This is a genomic window from Kitasatospora sp. UYEF31 (assembly GCF_057291755.1).
The window spans coordinates 50,897-68,505 of record NZ_JBXAWK010000035.1 but is presented as its reverse complement, the minus strand read 5'-3'; the positions used below and the strand labels follow the sequence as shown (position 1 = coordinate 68,505).

The window sequence follows — 17,609 nt, the reverse complement described above, 5'->3', positions numbered from 1 at the left end:
GACGTCCGTTTGCGCTGGGGGGGCCCCGGGGGGGGGGCCCACGTATGGCCCGCGTTTTGCGCGCCTTCCGCGGTCCAAAACACCGCGGGGGGGGTTTTTGGGGGGCCCCGGGGCCCCCCAAAAAACCCCCGACCTGTCTTCTGTTGTCCGTCAGCTCAGACTGAGCGTCAGATCCGCGGTGTACGAGGGCGCTACGGCAGTTGCCGGCACCGGAATGTCCAGCGTCGCGTCCGCCTGGAACTCACCGCCGGTGACCGAACCGTTGCTGGCCTTCTGTGCGCACAGCACCTTCGCACCGGTGCCCGCGTTGCCCGGGACGCCGCTGACCACGGTGTTGGTGTCCGGCTTGGTCGCGATGCAACTGGGGATCCACATCAGCTTGTCCGCGGGGATCCGTTGCCCGTCGGCTGCGACGAAGTCCGACAGCTGACCGGTCAGGGTCCAGCCGAGGGTGCTGCCCCGCCGGTCACGGATGATCACCGGGTCCAGCCGGCCGCTGGTCGGTGCGCCGGGTTTGAACCCGTCCAGTTCCATGCCTTTGGTGGGCAGCATCAGCAGCGGACCTGCCGCTACTGCGGCGGGCGCGTCGGCTACCGGGGCGGTCGCCGCGCCGGGGGTGCCGGGCGGGACGGGCAGACCGGTGACGGGGTCGACGGTGGTTGTGCCGGTGGGCGGTCCGGCTGTGGCGCCGGTGGTCGCCCCTCCGGCAGTGGCCGCGCCAGCCGTGCCGCCGGTGGTGGGCGGGGGAGTGCCGCCGCCTGTTCCGCCGCCTGTTCCGACGGCGGTGGTGCCGGCGGTGGTGCCGGCTGTGGTTCCACCGGTTCCGGTGCTGCCGGCAGCGGTCCCGCCGGGCTTGCCGCCGGTGGCTCCGCTCGTCGTGCCGGGTGTCGCGCCACCGGAAGTGCCGGTTGTCGCACCGCCGTTGGCTCCGCCGGCCGTGCCTCCCGAAGTGCCGCCGGGGTTCGGCGGTGTGCCGACCTGCAACCCGGCGGCGATCGGCAGCGCGCCCTTGGGGACGCACGGGTTGTCCGGGGTGAGCATCGTGTGGATGCTGTAGCCAGCCGGGGACAGGTCGATCCGGCCTTCCTTGGCGACGGTGAACCCGCCTGTCATGTCCGGGACGTACAGCGGCTGGTTGCCGCCCGCGGTCGCGTGCTTCTTGCCGGCCTCGACCTTGACCTCGCCGGTCTGGGCCCCGGACAGGGCGACCTTGCCGGTCGGGTAGGAGGTGTTCAGAAGAAGGGCCCGCCAGTTGGACGGGTTGCGGGGCGGGGTCGTCCACTTCCAGGTGACGGTCACCTTGTCGCCGACCGCGTACACCGCTTTCTGCGGGCTGACGGTCAGTTCGATCTGCGGCTGCCAGGTGAACTTCGGGCCGTCCAGGCCGCCAGGTGTGCAGTCGACCTGGTGGTTCACGGGCCCGGCCTGGGCGGCTGGGACGTTTGCGGTCAGTCCGGCCGCGGCTGCTGCGGTGGCGATGATGACCGCCGCGACGCCCAGCCGTCGTACGGGCCTCCTGCGGGGGAGGGACATGCTGGTGATGCTCCCTTCTGCCTTCCGCTGGTCCTCATGATCGCTACGGGCGGGTAGAACCGGTTGCAGGACACAGCTGAAACTGCCATTCAGGACTGTCTCCTGACGCAGTGTCAAGGGATCGGCCGGCCTGTTGCGGGGCTGGGGCCGCAGCTGACGTGTGGTGCCGGGCCGGTGATCCCGGGCCCGGACGAGAGATTGTTCATGTTGCTGTCGTAACTCCCAATGCCCGGAATCGTTACCCGACTGCTGGATTTGTTCCTCCAGCGGTTGGGGGTGGGGGATGGACAGCAGGGTGCCGGCGGAGGGGCTGCCTCCGGGTGGTGACCTCTGGCAGGTGCATGACCGGGCGGAGCGGATCATGCGGCGGGTGCATCCGCCGCTGTGTCTGCCTGGGGTGCTGCGGTTTTCGGAGTTCGACAGGTCGGTGGATCAAGAAGTGCTCGGGCGGTACGTACCGGTGGGCTGGCCCTGTCGACCCTTCGGGAGAGGAGGCACAATCTTTCTGCGCCCGAATGCGTCTGACAGTGCGGTCTGGACGCTGATCCACGAGTACGGACATGTGCTTGATCACCAACGGATAGGCATCGGCACGAAGGAACTGGGCAGTGACGCGTTGCCCGGCGGGCCGCTTGCGGATTGGTGGGATGCGGTCAGCCAGACCCTTGCGGTTGGGACGCTTCGAGCAATGCGTGCCTATTGCCACGGGGCTGAGTGGGATCGTGATGGCGATCAGGTGCACTTGGTCAATCACGAGTGGCTCGACTACCTGCTGTCTCCCTGGGAGCTCTTGGGTGAAACCACCCTGTACCTGGGGCGATAACGACGCAGAACAGATGATTGACTCCATGGATCGACTCTTCGCATCCGTGGGGCTTCTGAAGGGAGACGGCGATGGCTGACCGCATGACTGAAGAAGAGATCAGTAAGCGCATTGCGGGTTTTGTGGCCAGGGCCGAGGAAGTCCAGCGTCAGTGCGCGGAGGTCCGGGCCAACGGCGTGGAGATCATCTATGCCGATGACACTCCCGAACCCTTCACCTGGGACTGCATGCCCGGGAACGTCTATCCGCCTGGCTTGATCCAGGAACCGGGTGCCGCCGTCATCTGAAGTCTGTTCTGCGGAGCAGTTCCGTATGCCCGATCGGGCTTACGGAACTGCTCCTCTGCGTTTTCGGATCCCGCCACGTATGGGCCCGGCCGGGGCGGATGCGGCGAGGGTCGGCACGGTCGCGATCGGCATGATGGCGGCACCCACACCCACACCCGCACCCGCACCCGCCGCAGCCTCGTCCGCAGCGGCGACGGCTGGCCGGCAGACCGAAGCTCCGGGCAGCGGGGGCGATCTCACCTGTGGCCCGGAGTTCTTCATTCCGACGCCTGGGACCGCCGTATTCGAGTGCATCCGTCACTGGGTGAAAAAGGACAGATGCGACTTCCCGCTTGATCAGAATGATCGCAAATGGAAGGTCGGCACGTCTTTTCCGAATGACTGGTTTCCCGCGATTGACTGTTGCCTCGGTAATGCACTTGTCGTACCGTCGGCCGGGTTCCTGGCTTGCCATCACCGAATGGCACAGTCGCGACGCATTGGATCAAGCCGGGGCGTCGGACTGTCGCAAGTGCGCAGATGCGGCGGTTGAGCAGTCTCCTGCGAGTCTCCTGAAGTCCCCTGAAGGGAGCACTACCCACATGGTTAGGCCCAGCAGAAGAATCGCCAGCGGTGTCGGCGCGTTGGCGGTGACTGCGGCTGCGATGCTGGCCCTTGCGCCACAGGCCGCGGCCGGAACGACCAAGGGCACCGCGACGTGCAAGTTCCCGGACGCCGTCGCAGCCATTCTGGGCAAGGCGTCGGTGACCGGAGAGCAGTCGTTCACCATTAGTGGTCCGGCGTCCGCCAAGGCCGGTGACGTGGTCGAACTGACTGCGGACCTCGGTGCGAGCCCGGCCACCACGCCGCTGGCACTCCCGGCCGAGATGACTCCGACCATGGAGTTCAAGGCCGGCGGGGCGAGTACCGGCACGCTCAAGGCCTCCTCGCCCATGTTCAAGATGGACTTGCCGAAGGACACGCCCATCAAACTGCCGGTGTTCAAGGTGAAACTGACGATCCCGGCTGATGCCAAGACCGGCAAGCTCGACCTGACGCCGACCAAGACCGTGATGGGGGCCAAGGCCGCCAACATGGACCTCGCCATCGAGTGCACCAACGCCGGTACGGGCGTGGCGCTCAGCATCGACGTGACCGCAGGCAGCGGCTCGGCGTCCACTACCGGTGGCGCCGCGACCACTACCGCCGGTGCCACCACTACCGGCGGTGCTACCACTACCGGCGGTGCTACCACTACCGGCGGTGACACCAAGTTGCCGAAGACCGGCCCGCTGGACGATGCGGTCTCGCTCGGTCTGATCGGTGGAACTGTCGGACTGCTCGGGATCGGTGGCGTATTGATGGCCACTCGCCGCGCGCGCCGCAATGAAATCGCTTGATCCTCAAGAACATGAACTCGCAGACAGGTCGCAATTCATGATCACCTGTTAGTTGAGTATGCACACAGGGTGACGGGTGAAGCCTGATGCGCCCCGGTCGGCTCCCGCCTCCCGGGGCGTATCGTGCATTTGCCACACGTGTCATCAGTTGTATTCCGGGAAAAAATGGTGCACTTCGCCCCGCGAGCGGCGGTGCGCCGTCTATCCGTACCCCGTGCATCACAGCTTGGGGAGGAGGGTGATTTTCTCGCCAGAACTGTTGTCTCGGTCATGTACTTGTCGTACCGTCGGCCAAGTTCCTGACTTGTCATCATCGAGTGGCACAGTCGCGACGTCTTGGAACTAGGTGAGACGTCGAGCAGTCGCAAAAACATTGGTCGCGGCGGCTGGGAAGGCACCTGAAGTCCCCTGAAGGGAGCACGACCCCCATGGTTAGGCCCAGCAAGAGGATCGCCGGCGGTTTCGGCGCATTGGCGGTGACGGCGGCTGCGATGCTGGCTTTCGCGCCGCAGGCCGTCGCCGGTGAAGTCGCCGCGGATGTCAAGTGCATGCTGCCGATCATCAATACGCCGGCAGACGGCAAGCAGACGATCAAGATCGAGGCTCTGGGCGCGGTAACGGCCGGTGCTGATGTCAAGGTCAAGGTGACGCTCGGGCCCAGCCCGGCGAGCAGCCCGATGGCATTCACCAACGTTCCGTTGACGCCGTCGATCCAGTTCAAGGAAGGCGTCACGCTCACCGGACCGGCCGCGAAGGTGAACGTTCCTGCGCAGGCCAAGATCCAGCCGCCGCCGTTCGAAGCCACGTTGAAGGTGCCCGCCAGCGCGACCGGCGGAAAGGTCGACCTGACGCCGGTCAAGATGGTCAACAAGACCGACATCCCGAGCATCGGCATGACCACCACGGAATGCACGGTCACCTCCGCGGCGATCAGCATTACCTCGGGTAGCGGCTCGGGCACGACCGGCACAACCGGCACAACCGGCGCGACGGGTACGACGGGTACGACGGGTACGACGGGTACGACGGGTACGACGGGTACGACGGGTACGACGGGCACGACGGGCACCACGGGCACGACCGGAGCGGCAACCGTCGGCGGCGAGACCAAGCTGCCGAAGACCGGGCCCCTGGACGACGCAGTCTCCCTCGGTCTCATCGGCGGCACCGTCGGCCTGCTCGGCGCCGGAGGCGTCCTGCTCGCCACGCGTCGCGTGCGCCGCAACCGGGCAGCCTGATCGCTTTTCATCGAGAACGGGTTCGCTAAGTCGTGCTGACGCCTCGTCACGTCGTCTTTCCGGTGGTTTGACGAGGCGTTGGCGACGCATGTCGAAGTCTAAAGCGGGGGCGGTTACTCCGTTACTGATGGTGTGTCATTCAACTATCGGGACATTCGAGTTGGCCGCGGAATATGTCTTGACTTCGACGACCGGAACAGGCATCAATGACTCGCCTGGTTTTTGAAACAGGTTCCACTTGCGCTACCGGCCCCGGAACTCCGGCCAGAAGTACCAACCAGGAGTGCCGGGTCCGGCAGGACGGCCACCTCGGCCGTACGTGCACCAGGAACCGAGGTAGCCGTCCGTGTACGGCACCGGATCGCCGGCGACCAGGCCTGTGCAGAGTTCCCGGCGAATCCCGGTGTGGTGTTTCGACTGCCACCGCTCCCCGGCGGCAGTAGCAGCCTCTCCACAAAGGAGCAGCACCACATGTTCAAACCCAACAAGAAGGTCGTCGCGGCGCTCGGCGCAGCGACGATCGGGACTTTCGGCCTGGCGATCATCGCTCCGGCGGCGCAGGCCAACACGGTCAACCCGACTGTGGAATGCGCCCCTCCCGGGTTCCCGAAGCAGGTCGGCCCGATGACCTTGGTCGCGACCGTGCTTCCGGACACCGCTGCGGCGGGCAGCTCGGTCGAGCTGACCATCGACCCGGGCCCCGCCCCGGCGAAGAGCCCGATCCCGATCAACAACGCCACGATCGTGACCACCTACACCTTCACGATGAGTGGCGGTGCGACTGGTGACGTGGACGTCGAGTTCCCGGCAGTCGTGACCAACGTGCCCAAGGGTGTCGGCCTGGATCTGCCGCCGAACAAGGCGATGGTTCCGGTTCCGGCCGGTGCGGCCGCGGGCAGCACCGTCAGCTTCTCCGTGAAGAAGCTTGTCAACGCCGTCTCCGTCAAGAACGAGGACGGTACGGTCGACGACCTCGGCCTGACCCCGTGCACGGTCACCGGCAACAACGCTTCGCTGGCCGATGTCAAGATCCCGCAGGCGCCGAAGACTCCGGCCGTCACCCTCAGCCCCGCCAAGGGCAAGGTCGGCACTGAAGTCACCGTCAACGGAATCAACTTCACGCCGAACGCGACGGTGTTCGCGGCTGCCACGGACGCCACCGGTGCCGTGCTCGGCGCGGCCGTCCCGGTCACCGCCGACGCCAGTGGCGCGGCCAGCGCCAAGGTGACGGTCACCGACGCGAAGACCGTCGCGATCGGCATGGGCGAGGCTCCGCCGTCCGCCAAGAAGGCGGGTGCGGCCTTCCGTGTCGAGAGTGACACCAAGCCGGGCGACCTGGTGCAGAACGCCGGTGGTGAGATCGTCGCCGGCAAGCTGGGCATGACCCAGACCGCCGACGCCTTCAAGCTGTCGGACGTCACGCTCAACGGCACGCCGCAGAACATGACCGGCAAGCTCAACACGGTCAGCGTGAACGACTTCCGCGGTTCGTCGCTGGGCTGGTCGCTGACCGCCACGGCCACCGACTTCACCACTGCGGACGGCAGCGGCGTCATCTCCGCTGACAAGTTCACCTGGACCCCGAAGTGCGCGGTGACCGACGTCGCGTCGCCGAGCAAGGTCGTCTCCGGTGCTCCTGGTGCGGTCAACAACTCGACCCTGTGCTCCGCGGTCGCGGGCACGGCAGGTAAGGCGACCGGTGGCAAGTTCTCCGCCGACGCCGATGTGAGCCTCGCGGTTCCGGCCTACGCGGGCACCGGTGTCTACAGCTCGACGATCACCCTGTCGCTGTCCTGATCACAAGTCAGGTCGACTAGGACTCCCGGCGGGTGAAAGCCCGCGGGGATCTGAACGGGCTCCACTGTGAACCGGTGCCTTCGGCGGAAGCCGTCCGTTGAAGGCACCGGGTCCGGAGGAGGCCGCTGCGGATCGGCGCAGAGCGGCGGGAGGGGCGGACACACCAGTCCGCTCCTCCCACATCCGCCCGGCGTCGGACCGTGAACCACCACTGCGCGCACCGGAACCGCTCCCGGGGTGCGCAGACGACCGAATCGCGCCGATTCCGAACCTGGCAGGAGAAAACACATGAGGGTCGAAGCCGTGGGGGCGACTGCCCGACCAAGGACGCTCACCGCTGTCGTACTCGCGGTACTGGCTGTCCTGGCCGCGTTCCTGGTGATACCGGCTCCGGCCGCGCACGCGGCCGGCAACGGTGAATGGTCCATCGATCCGCTGGTGGCCACCGGTGCCGATCAGAACGCCCGCCGCTACTTCTACCTCGAAGGTGCCCCGGGCACTCCGGTGTCGGACAGCATCACCCTGGCCAACAGCAGCAACCGGCCGATGACCTTCAAGCTCTTCGGCACCGACGCGTACAACACCCCGCGCGACGGCGGCTTCGCGCTCAAGACCTCAGACGACAAGCAGACCGACCTCGGCTCCTGGGTGAAGATCCCGCAGGACAAACAGGAGGTCGTCCTCCAGCCCGGTGAGAAGGTCGCCGTGCCGTTCACCGTGGACATTCCGGCGAACGCGACACCCGGCGACCACATCGGCGCGGTGACCGCCCTCGACAGCGAGGTCATCAAGTCCCAGCAGAAGGGCCAGATCAAGGTCGACACCCGCCAGCAGATCGGCGCCCGTGTCTACCTGCGTGTGCAAGGGCCGACCCTGCCCGCGCTCAACGTGGAGAACGTCCGCATCGAGCGGGCGACCGGCTTCGGCGCCTTCTTCGGTTCGAGCGACGCGGTCATCCACTACACGCTGGTCAACCCCGGCAACGTGATCGTGCGCCCGCAGATGGGCCTGCACGCCACCGGGATGTTCGGTCGTACGGTCCTGGACAAGAAGCAGGCGCCGATCTCGGTGCCCGAACTGCTCCCCGGGCAGAAGGTCGAACTCACGCAGAAGTGGAATGACGTACCGCGGCTGGACAAGGTCGACCTGAAGGTTTCGGTGGACGGCGGACAGCCCAACACCGCGAACACCGAATCGGTGTCCTTCGCCGCTGTGCCGTGGCCGTTCCTCACCCTGCTGGCGCTGCTGCTGATCGTCGCCGGTGTCGTGTGGAACTGGCGTCGGTCGAAGTCGCAAGGCACGAAGGGCACTTCCGCCGCGGACCCGGAACCAGGCCCCGACACGGACCCGGCGGCGGTCGAGGTCGCGGAGCCGACAGTGAAGACGCCGGAAGCGGCGGCGACAGCAGTGGCCGCGGACAAGCCGTCGACTGCGGAGCAGGCCGGGCCCGGCGACGAAATGACCACTGAACTGCCGCCGGTGGTCACGGAATTGCCGATCGGCACCGGACCGGTGGATGAACCCGAGCGGGCGGCCGGGGGACGTAGTTGATGACCTCCGCACCTCAGTTCCCGTATCGCCCGGACGTCAGCCGTGTCCGCAGGAGTCTGACCGCTTTCGTCTGCCTGGTGCTCGCCGCACTGTTCGCACTCGCCTTGGCGCCACCCTCGACGGCCGCGCCCGCGCCGTCGTCTTCCGCCCCGCCGAAACCTCCGGCGCAACCCGCCGGGAAGACGTCGCCCACGATCGCTCCGTCGGACCTGACCCCACCGACCATCACGGCGAGCGGCGGCCAGTCGGTCACGCTCTCCGCGCAGCAGGTCAAGCCGGGGGAGTACGTCAAGGTCACCGGAGCCGGGTGGACGCCGGGATCACTGGTCCAGATCATGATCTGCGGGCGTTACGGCCACGGAGGTACGGGTGACTGCGCACTGCAGAACGCGGTGAGCGTTCCAGTCGGCCCGGACGGGAAACTGGGGCTTTCACTGCCGGCCGTCATTCCGCCCAAACCCTGTCCCTGTTCGGTGCGACTGGCGACGGTGACCGGCGGAAAGGCCCAGCAGGCCGACATCGACATCCTGGTCATCGGGGCCAAGTTCGAGGGACTCCAGCCCAACGTCGCAGGGCCCGGACACCTCGTGTTCCTCGACAGCGAGCTGACGGGCTCCGACTCGGTCTTCACCAAGTTCGGCTCCCCGGTCGTCCGTGAATTCGAGCTCAACGTCGGCAATATGGGCGCCTCGCCGGTCGTCAACCCGGTCTTCCAACTCGGCACCTACGAAGGCGTTTACGCACCTTCCTGGGAGGACCTCAAGTGGAAGGGCACCATCAAGCCCGGCGAGCGGACCACCATCAAACTGGGCATCTCACTCAAGGCGCGGCAGCACGGTGACTTCACCTACCGGGTGATGTACGAGGGCCAGATGGTCGTCGAGAGCCCGTTGCACGTCGGCCGCCCGTGGGGTGTCTACCTGTTCGTGGTCCTCCTGCTCACCATCATTCCGCTGATGTTGTGGCGGTTGACGCTGACAGTGATCCGGCTTGTCCAGGGTCGGAAGGGCTTGCCCAAGAAGGATGCTGACGGTGTGTCGGATGAGCCCGCAGTCGATTCGGAGTCTTCGCGGGATGTTGTCGGGAACGCGACGGGCCCGGGGCCGGAGGAGTCCGCACCGGTAGTCGTCCCACGCCGGAGGACCCCGGCGGTCGAGGAGACCGTGGTCCTCAGCGGACCGCTGTACGCGGAGCCTGATGCCGGGCCCGGAGCAGCCCTGGAAGCGGGCAAGAAGGATGTAGTGGCCGTCGGGCCCGTCGACGGCAGGCGCCGGTTCAAGCTGCCCGCGCTCGGTCGGAGGCCCGCACAGCCGGACGACGCGCCGACGACGGTCATGGAACCGGCGGTGGCGCAGGAGGAGGCCACAGAGCCCGCTCCTGTCCCGGCAGCGGCCGAGCAGCAGCCGGACCGTACGCCGAAGCCTGGAAAGCCGGTCGTGGTCGCTTCCCTCGTGGACCCCGCGGAGATCATGCGATCCCTCGCGTGGAACTCCACCGGGCCCGACGGCGGCGGGACTTCCGCAGGGGGTCGTGACTGATGCGCGCCGGAGCCCGCTGGGCCACGACTGCCGCAGGTTGTGCGGGAGTTTTCGCCGCCGTACTGGCCTGTCTCGCGGCACAGCCCGGCGGGTGTGGTCCGCACGGCTGTGTCGAAACCGGCAAGCCGGTCGTCGCCCAGTCGGCGCCGCCCGCGGCCCACCGCCCGGCGCCCGGCACACCGACGCCCACCGGGTCCACGACCGGCGAACCGGTGAACGGTCAGCAGGACAGCGGCGGATCGGTGGATGCCGACCAGCAGTCGACCACCGGCGCCGACGCCGTTCCGGGCCAGCCCGGGGGTGGGTCCGGAGCTTACGGCGGCTTCGGCTGGGAAATCCACGGTGCCGACGTGGTCGGCAACACCGGGCAGGGCGCCGGAACACACATCCAGCCGGGCCCGCTGACCGTGACCTCTGCTTCCGGTGCCCGGTCGGGCGTCGGGAAACTGACCGCCGGCGGGATGACCGGAACCTTGCAGGGCAGCCTTGAGCCTTTGCTGGTCCAGGACTTCCGCGGTTCCCGGAACGGCTGGACGCTGACCGCCCAGATGACGGACTTCACCGGGCCCGACGGGCGGAAGATCACCGCCGACCGGCTCGCGTGGGAGCCGACCTGTTCCCCGCGTCCGGGCGGCGCCGTCCCTTACCCCAGTACTCCCGTGGCGGGGCGGTCGGTCACCGGCTCCCGTGCCGCGGTCCTGTGTTCCGCCGCCGCTGTGCCATCCGGAGTGACCGGCGGCGAATTCGACGTGGGTGCCAAGCTCCGGCTGTGGCTGCCCGACGGAAGGGCGCCCTCCGGGAACTACACGGCGACCCTCGTGCTCACGCTCACCTGAAAAACCCTCCGGTCCGGCTGGAGGACTTCGACCCAGGGGCACGTCCCAACCCCAAGGAAAGGGAGCACCACCACTCATGAAGGCCAAGAAGAGAACGACAATGGCAGCGGGAGCTTCGCTGCTGCTCAGCACCGGGGGGCTGGTGGTCATGTCGGCCGGCCAGGCTCACGCGGCGCCGGAGACGTACACGGCGAGCTGTGTCAACAGCAAAATGCCGACGCTGGAGATCGCCGACGCGGAGATCCAGGTAGAGCTGACCGCGTCCCCTGCGAAGGCGACTTACGCGGTCGACGACGAAGTCACGGTCACGTGGGTCTGGAAGAAGTACCAGCCGGTCCCGGCGAAAAGCACCATAACTGTCGAAAAGGACTCGACCCACGGTGTGGCCAAGGTTGTGCTGGCGGGAGACCAGACCGGGACTGTCGATCTTGTCGGCGAGAAGAAGAACCCCGAGGCCAAGCCCGGGGAGGAACTCAAGATCGCTGACATGACCGGGAATTTCAAGATCAAGAAAGCCGGGTCCCTGCAACTCAAGGTGGACGGCTACTCGACCTTCACGAAGGTCGAAGCGCTGGATTCGGAGACGAAGTGCGCGACCAAGGCCAGTACACCCGCAGCCAAGCCGGAAGTGAAGATCAGCCCCGCGACCGGCCCGGTCGGGACCAAGGTGAGGGTCAACGCGACCGGCCTTGAAAAGAGTGGCAAGGTCGACATCGTCGGGTTGACCGCCGACGGCAAGAAGTCCTCGGACCAGGCAAAGACGGTCGACACGGATACCACCGGTGCGATCAAGGACGTGGAGTTTCCCGTCAACGACGCGGCGACGGTCAACATCGGGGTCGCGAAGGCAGGCAGCACCGACTACGCCAAGTCCGCGTTCAAGGTCACCAAGGGCGAGGAGAGCCCGCCTCCGCCGCCTGGGGACGACACCAAGCCCATGGAGCCGAAGTATGTGACGGTCGATTACCTCTGCAAGTCCGTAGCTGTGCTCAAGCAGGGCGACGTGAACAGCACCCGCCCGGTGAAGATCACGGTCCCGGCCGCGGGGAAGAAGGGCGACTCGGTCGACCTCAAGGTCGATTTCAAAGACGGCCTGATCGGTAACTTCCCCGAAGATGTTCCGAACTTGCCCATCACGCTTCAGATGACGCCGACCCTCTCGGTCAAGGTTTCGGACGGGAAGCAGTACACGGACGTGATTCCGGTGAACGCTGCCGAGTTCGACGTACCGCTGAAGAAGGGCGGCCCGATGAAGGCCGGCCAGTTCGCGGCCAAGTGGACGATTCCGGGAGGAGGGATGTATTCCTTCACCCCGGACAAGCTCGTGATGGTCGCCAAGCTGGAGGGTGCCGTCCAGGCGACCACCACGTGCACCCCCACTAAGGGCATTGACGTCTCCGCTCAGCTCAAAGCCGAAGGCGACGCGCCCCCGGCCAAGACCCCGCCGGTCGAACAGACCCAGAACCCCGGTGGCGGCGTCGCTGACACCGGCGGCAGCGGCACCGCCGCAACCGGTGGCGGCCTCGCCCGCACCGGCTCCGACGGCGGCGGCATCGGCGCCTTCGCCATGGCGGCCGGCACCCTCGGCCTCGCCGGACTCGGCGTCATCCTGGCGATCCCGTACCGCCGCCGCCGGATGCAGCAGGGCAGCTGACGTCCGGTCTTCGGAAAGTCTCCGGGCGGTCTTCGGAAAGTCTCCGGGCGGTCTTCGGAAAGTCTCCGGGCGGTCTTCGGAAAGTCTCCGGGCAGTCTTCGGAAAGTCTCCGCACGGGTGTACGGAACGCACGGACGCGGCGGACAGCACCTAGACCCCGGTGACAGCGGGCCGACGGCCGGAACACGGCCGTCGGCCCGCTGTCCCATGCCCGCACGCTTGCAGGTTGTGGTGCGCGCGGCTCAAAACCGTACGGCCTGCTTAGTCCGCAGGCTCGTCTCCGCAGTCACCGTCCCGTCGGGAAAAGCCCCACGGGACGGTGATCTCCAGGCATCCCGGAGCGGCTTGTCCGGGGCGGGTAGGTCACCAGACCCGTCCGGGCATCTACGATCGACCACATGACCCGCGTACTGCTCGCCGAGGACGACGCGTCCATCTCCGAACCCCTCGCCCGCGCCCTGCGCCGCGAAGGCTACGAAGTCGACGTGCGCGAAGACGGCCCATCTGCCCTCGACCGCGCCGGACAGAGCGGTATCGACCTGCTCGTCCTCGACCTGGGCCTGCCCGGCATGGACGGCCTCGAAGTCGCCCGGAGACTGCGCGCGGAAGGGCACGGGTTCCCCATCCTGGTGCTCACCGCCCGCGCCGACGAGGTCGACACCGTCGTCGGACTCGACGCCGGGGCCGACGACTACGTCACCAAGCCCTTCCGGCTCGCCGAACTGCTCGCCCGCGTCCGCGCACTGCTGCGGCGCGGCGCGAACGACGTCGGCCAGGGGGTGCAGGGCGTACGCATCGACGTCGACTCCCACCGCGCCTGGATCGGCGAGGAAGAACTCCAACTCACCGCCAAGGAGTTCGACCTGCTGCGGGTCCTGGTCCGCGACGCGGGCCGGGTCGTCACCCGCGACCAGCTGATGCGCGAGGTCTGGGACACCACCTGGTGGTCGTCCACCAAGACGCTCGACATGCACATCTCGTGGCTCCGCCGGAAGCTGGGCGACGACGCGGCGAATCCGCGTTACATCACTACTGTGCGCGGCGTCGGCTTCAGGTTTGAGAAGAACTGAACCGAAGTGTCGATCATGTACAAAAAGCCCCTGTGGAGATCAGCGAGGGGCGTTCTGTACATGACCGACACCCGTGGACGCCGAAAGGAAGCTGAACCGCCGTGCGCCGCAGGCTGATCACCACGACCCTCGGTGTGGTCCTCGTTGTCGTCGCGCTACTCGGCATCCCGCTGGCGATCGTCGAGACCCGCGCGATCGAGACCACCGCGAGGGACAACCTCAAAGCCGAGGCCGCCCGGGTCCTCGAAGTAGTCGAGCTGCGCCTCGCCTCCGGGGACCGGCCGGACGTGAAACTGCTCGACCAGCAGGTCGAGGACGGCCGCTACGCGCTGCTCAAGGTCTCCGACGGCACCGTCTTGGAGGTCGGCACCAAGCCCGCCGCCGACAACACCTTCGACGTGGTCATGCACGGTGCCCAGGGTGAATCGGTGACGGTCGCCGAACCGCGCGACAAGGTCACCAGGAGCGTCCGCGAATCCCTGCTGTTGATCCTGTTCGTGGCACTGCTCGCGGTGGCCGCCGCCACCCTCCTGGCCGTCTGGCAGGCGCGCAGGCTCGTCCGGCCGCTGCTCGACCTCGCGGAGACCGCCGAGCGTCTGGGCTCCGGCGACCCCCGGCCCCGGCACCGCCGCTACGGCGTGGCCGAACTGGACCGGGTCGCGGGCGTACTGGACACCAGCGCGGAACGCATCGCCCGGATGCTCACCGCCGAACGCCGGCTGGCCGCCGACGCCTCGCACCAGCTCCGTACGCCGTTGACCGCCCTTTCCATGCGCCTCGAAGAGATCATCGAGACCGACGACCCGGCCATCGTGAAGGAAGAGGCGGCCATCGCCCTGGCCCAGGTCGAACGGCTCACGGACGTGGTGCAGCGGCTGCTCACCAGCACCCGCAAGACGATGGTGGGCCGCGACCCGTCCGCGCGTTCCGCGATGGTGGTGTCGGTGGACGATGTGGTCCGCCAGCAGGTGGAGGAGTGGCGTCCGGCGGTCAAGGCCGCGGGCCGGTCCATCCGGGTCACCGGGGTGCCGCGGCTCGACGCGGTGGCCACCTCGGGCGCGCTGGCCCAGGTGCTGGCCACACTCCTGGAGAACGCGCTGATGCACGGCGCGGGCACCGTAAGCATCCGCACCCGGACCAGCGGTACGTCCGTGGTGGTCGAGGTGGAGGACGAAGGCCCCGGCGTGCCCGACTCGCTGGGGGCCAGGGTCTTCGAGCGGGCCGTCAGCGGTCACAATTCGACGGGCCTGGGCCTGGCGGTGGCCCGCGACCTCGCGGAGGCCGACGGAGGCCGCCTGGAGCTGCTCCAGGCCCGTCCGCCGGTGTTCGCGGTGTTCCTGGCCGAACAGCGCACCGAAGGCGACTAGAAGGCCACTGGCCCCCTCCGGGCAGCGGCGTTAAGCCTTGGTGGGCTCCTCCGAGACCAGCTCGGCCGCCGCGGACTCCAGGTGCGCGGCCTCGACCGATTCCGCGGCCAGCTCCGCCATCGCGTCGTAGTGCGGAACCTCGTCGGTGTGCTCGGCCCGCGGCCCGGTGAACACCCAGGTGCGGTAAGACCAGAAGCGGAACAGCGTCCCTATCGGCAGCCCGAAGCCGAATTTCGCGACGGTCTCGGAGAACACACTGGTGAAGCCGATCCAGTGGGAGATCTCCACCGCGCCGGCCTCGATGCCGATGCCGATGCCGCTGAAGACCAGGAACAGGAACAGCTCCCGCTTGTCGTCGCCGGACGTCCGGTCCTTGAACGCCCAGAAGCGGTTGCCCACGTAGTTCACCGCGACCGCGGTCGCGGTCGACGTCAGCGAGGAGAACAGCGCCGGGAGCCCGATCAGCTCACGGCAGATCCAGAAGACCACCAGGTTGACGAGCACGCCGAAGCCGCCGACGACGGCGAACTTCCCGCCCTCCGCGAGGAGGTCTTGGAATTTTCCGTGGAATTTCGCGTACAACGCCTTCACCGGGCGGTGCCCAGCGCGGGTTCACCGGCAGGCGCCTTGTGCTTGAACACCCAGGTGCGGAAGGCCCAGAAACGGAACACGGTGCCGAGGGCCATGCCGACGATGTTGCCGGAGATGTTGTCGGCGAGCGTGCTCTCGAAGCCCATCAAGTGGTGTGACACCCCCACGCTCGCGGCCTGGATGCCCGCGGCGACGGCGCTGAACACGAAGAAGAGGGAGTACTCGCGGCCCACACCGGTGCGCTCACGGTGCTTGTAGGTCCAGTACCGGTTGCCGAGGTACGCCACGATCGTCGCCGGAACCGAGGAGATGATCTTCGCGGTGACGCCGTCGAGTCCCCAGTACAGGGCGAGGTTGAACACCAGCACGTCCACGGCGTACGCGAGGCCGCCGGCGACCAGGAACTGGACCACCTCGGAACGCAGCTTCGACCTACGCCCGTCCGGTGCGCCGGCCTGGCGCTGGTCCGGGCCTGCCAAAGATGCGCTCACCGCTGCTCCGTCCCAGAGGCTTCAAAGGGAAACCGTCTCATCCCATCGAGGGTAACCGTACGGACGAGTCGGGTCGTTGAGCCGGTTGCGGTCTCCCCAGTCTTTGCCGAAAGTCGCCCAGGACCTTCGTCCGGCCGGGAATCCCGCTCCCACCCGGTTTCCGCCACCTTGTTCCACTGCATGCTCCGGCCGGGGACATGCCCCTGTGTGAGTCGTCCGTACCCCTCAGGACATGACGTAGGACACGGTGGAGGTCACCCTTCGACGCCCCGGAGAATCCGGGCCAAAACCGCCGCTAACCTTGTAACCGTGACCTTCCCAGTTGTCGGTATGGTCGGCGGCGGCCAGCTCGCCCGCATGACCCACCAGTCCGCCATCCCGCTCGGCGTGCGTTTCCGCCTGCTCGCGGGATCCCTCGACGAGTCAGCCGCCCAGGTGGCCCACGAGGTGGTCCTGGGCAACCACGACGACCTCGACGACCTGCGGTCCTTCGCGCGCGGCTGCGACGTGATCACCTTCGATCACGAGCACGTCCCCACCGGACACCTCAAGGCCCTGGAAGCCGACGGCATCGCCGTCCGGCCCGGGGCTGACGCGCTCGTGCACGCCCAGGACAAGGGCGTCATGCGCGAAAAGCTGGCCGCCATCGGCGTCCCGTGCCCGCGTAACCGCATCGTCGGCTCGGTGGAGGACGTCACGGCGTTCGCCGCAGAGGGGGACGGCTTCCCGGTCATCCTCAAGACGGTCCGCGGCGGCTACGACGGCAAGGGCGTGTGGGTCGTCCGTACGGTCGACGACGCCGCCGACGCCTTCAAAGCGGGCGTTCCCGTCCTCGCCGAGGAGAAGGTCGACTTCGTCCGGGAGCTGGCGGCCGACGTCGTACGGTCACCCCACGGTCAGGCTGTCGCCTACCCCGTCGTCGAATCCGTGCAGGTGGACGGCGTGTGCCACACGGTCATCGCGCCGGCTCCCGACCTTCCGCAGGCCCGGGCGATGGAAGCCCAGGGCATCGCGCTGAAGATCGCCGGGGAGCTCGGCGTCACCGGTCACCTCGCGGTGGAGCTCTTCGAGACCCGCGACGGCCGCATCCTCGTCAACGAACTGGCCATGCGCCCGCACAACAGTGGCCACTGGACCATCGACGGCGCGGTCACCTCGCAGTTCGAGAATCACGTACGCGCCGTCCTGGACCTGCCGCTCGGCGACCCCCGGGCCCGCGCGCCGTGGACCGTCATGGTCAACGTGCTCGGCGGGGACTTCCCCGACATGTACCACCCGTACCTCCACATCATGGCCCGCGACCCGGGTGTGAAGGTGCACATGTACGGCAAGGATGTGAAACCAGGGCGCAAGGTCGGGCACGTCACCGTCTGCGGCGACGACCTGGCCGACGTCCGCGCCCGTGCCGGGCACGCCGCCGCCTACCTTCGCGGGGACATCACAGAGTGAGCGGG

15 protein-coding genes are annotated in these 17,609 nt (G+C 67.6%); 12 read left to right on the top strand and 3 right to left on the bottom strand.

What is annotated here, in order from left to right; all coding sequences use genetic code 11:
- Positions 1 to 150: 150 nt before the first annotated feature.
- The gene (locus AC0Z36_RS18430; protein WP_485464022.1) at positions 151 to 1,533 is read right to left on the bottom strand and encodes a WxL domain-containing protein; all 1,383 of its coding nucleotides are present in this window, start codon (positions 1,531 to 1,533) and stop codon (positions 151 to 153) included.
- 283 nt (positions 1,534 to 1,816) lie between these two features.
- Between AC0Z36_RS18430 and AC0Z36_RS18425 the strand changes: the two genes are divergently transcribed.
- The 11 genes from AC0Z36_RS18425 (at position 1,817) to AC0Z36_RS18375 (ending at position 15,073) form a co-directional block, all read left to right on the top strand.
- Positions 1,817 to 2,356: a hypothetical protein gene (locus AC0Z36_RS18425; RefSeq protein WP_485464021.1), complete on the top strand. Its 540-nt coding sequence runs from the start codon at positions 1,817 to 1,819 to the stop codon at positions 2,354 to 2,356.
- Positions 2,357 to 2,427: 71 nt separating this feature from the next.
- Positions 2,428 to 2,643 (top strand): hypothetical protein, encoded by a 216-nt coding sequence (locus AC0Z36_RS18420; RefSeq protein WP_485464020.1) that lies wholly within the window; start codon positions 2,428 to 2,430, stop codon positions 2,641 to 2,643.
- Between the two features lie 581 nt (positions 2,644 to 3,224).
- A complete protein-coding gene (locus AC0Z36_RS18415) occupies positions 3,225 to 4,022 on the top strand; it encodes a hypothetical protein (protein ID WP_485464019.1) in 798 nt (265 codons plus the stop codon).
- A 428-nt stretch (positions 4,023 to 4,450) separates the two neighbouring features.
- Positions 4,451 to 5,260 carry a hypothetical protein gene (locus tag AC0Z36_RS18410; RefSeq protein WP_485464018.1) on the top strand — a complete coding sequence of 270 codons (810 nt, stop codon included), beginning with the start codon at positions 4,451 to 4,453 and terminating at the stop codon, positions 5,258 to 5,260.
- Positions 5,261 to 5,731: 471 nt separating this feature from the next.
- Positions 5,732 to 7,057 carry a WxL domain-containing protein gene (locus tag AC0Z36_RS18405; RefSeq protein ID WP_485464017.1) on the top strand — a complete coding sequence of 442 codons (1,326 nt, stop codon included), beginning with the start codon at positions 5,732 to 5,734 and terminating at the stop codon, positions 7,055 to 7,057.
- A 288-nt stretch (positions 7,058 to 7,345) separates the two neighbouring features.
- Positions 7,346 to 8,608, top strand: coding sequence for a WxL protein peptidoglycan domain-containing protein (locus tag AC0Z36_RS18400; protein ID WP_485464016.1), 1,263 nt, complete (start codon positions 7,346 to 7,348; stop codon positions 8,606 to 8,608).
- On the top strand, positions 8,608 to 10,146 hold the full coding sequence (locus tag AC0Z36_RS18395; protein ID WP_485464015.1) for a hypothetical protein: 1,539 nt from the start codon (positions 8,608 to 8,610) through the stop codon (positions 10,144 to 10,146). The genes AC0Z36_RS18400 and AC0Z36_RS18395 overlap by 1 nt, the downstream gene beginning before the upstream one ends.
- A complete protein-coding gene (locus tag AC0Z36_RS18390) occupies positions 10,146 to 10,982 on the top strand; it encodes a WxL domain-containing protein (protein WP_485464014.1) in 837 nt (278 codons plus the stop codon). The genes AC0Z36_RS18395 and AC0Z36_RS18390 overlap by 1 nt, the downstream gene beginning before the upstream one ends.
- A 100-nt stretch (positions 10,983 to 11,082) precedes the next feature.
- Positions 11,083 to 12,636, top strand: a complete 1,554-nt coding sequence (locus tag AC0Z36_RS18385) for a hypothetical protein (RefSeq protein WP_485464013.1) — start codon at positions 11,083 to 11,085, stop codon at positions 12,634 to 12,636.
- A 398-nt stretch (positions 12,637 to 13,034) separates the two neighbouring features.
- Positions 13,035 to 13,706 carry a response regulator transcription factor gene (locus tag AC0Z36_RS18380; protein WP_485464012.1) on the top strand — a complete coding sequence of 224 codons (672 nt, stop codon included), beginning with the start codon at positions 13,035 to 13,037 and terminating at the stop codon, positions 13,704 to 13,706.
- Positions 13,707 to 13,807: 101 nt separating this feature from the next.
- A complete protein-coding gene (locus tag AC0Z36_RS18375) occupies positions 13,808 to 15,073 on the top strand; it encodes an ATP-binding protein (RefSeq protein WP_485464011.1) in 1,266 nt (421 codons plus the stop codon).
- A gap of 30 nt (positions 15,074 to 15,103) precedes the next feature.
- On the opposite strand, the gene AC0Z36_RS18370 is transcribed toward AC0Z36_RS18375, so the two are convergent.
- Both AC0Z36_RS18370 and AC0Z36_RS18365 read right to left on the bottom strand, forming a co-directional pair.
- On the bottom strand, positions 15,104 to 15,655 hold the full coding sequence (locus AC0Z36_RS18370; protein WP_485464010.1) for a GtrA family protein: 552 nt from the start codon (positions 15,653 to 15,655) through the stop codon (positions 15,104 to 15,106).
- A gap of 5 nt (positions 15,656 to 15,660) precedes the next feature.
- Complete coding sequence (locus AC0Z36_RS18365) at positions 15,661 to 16,155, bottom strand: GtrA family protein (RefSeq protein WP_485464009.1); 495 nt, start codon at positions 16,153 to 16,155, stop codon at positions 15,661 to 15,663.
- Between the two features lie 309 nt (positions 16,156 to 16,464).
- Between AC0Z36_RS18365 and AC0Z36_RS18360 the strand changes: the two genes are divergently transcribed.
- Positions 16,465 to 17,604, top strand: coding sequence for a 5-(carboxyamino)imidazole ribonucleotide synthase (locus tag AC0Z36_RS18360; protein WP_485464008.1), 1,140 nt, complete (start codon positions 16,465 to 16,467; stop codon positions 17,602 to 17,604).
- Positions 17,605 to 17,609: the final 5 nt, after the last annotated feature.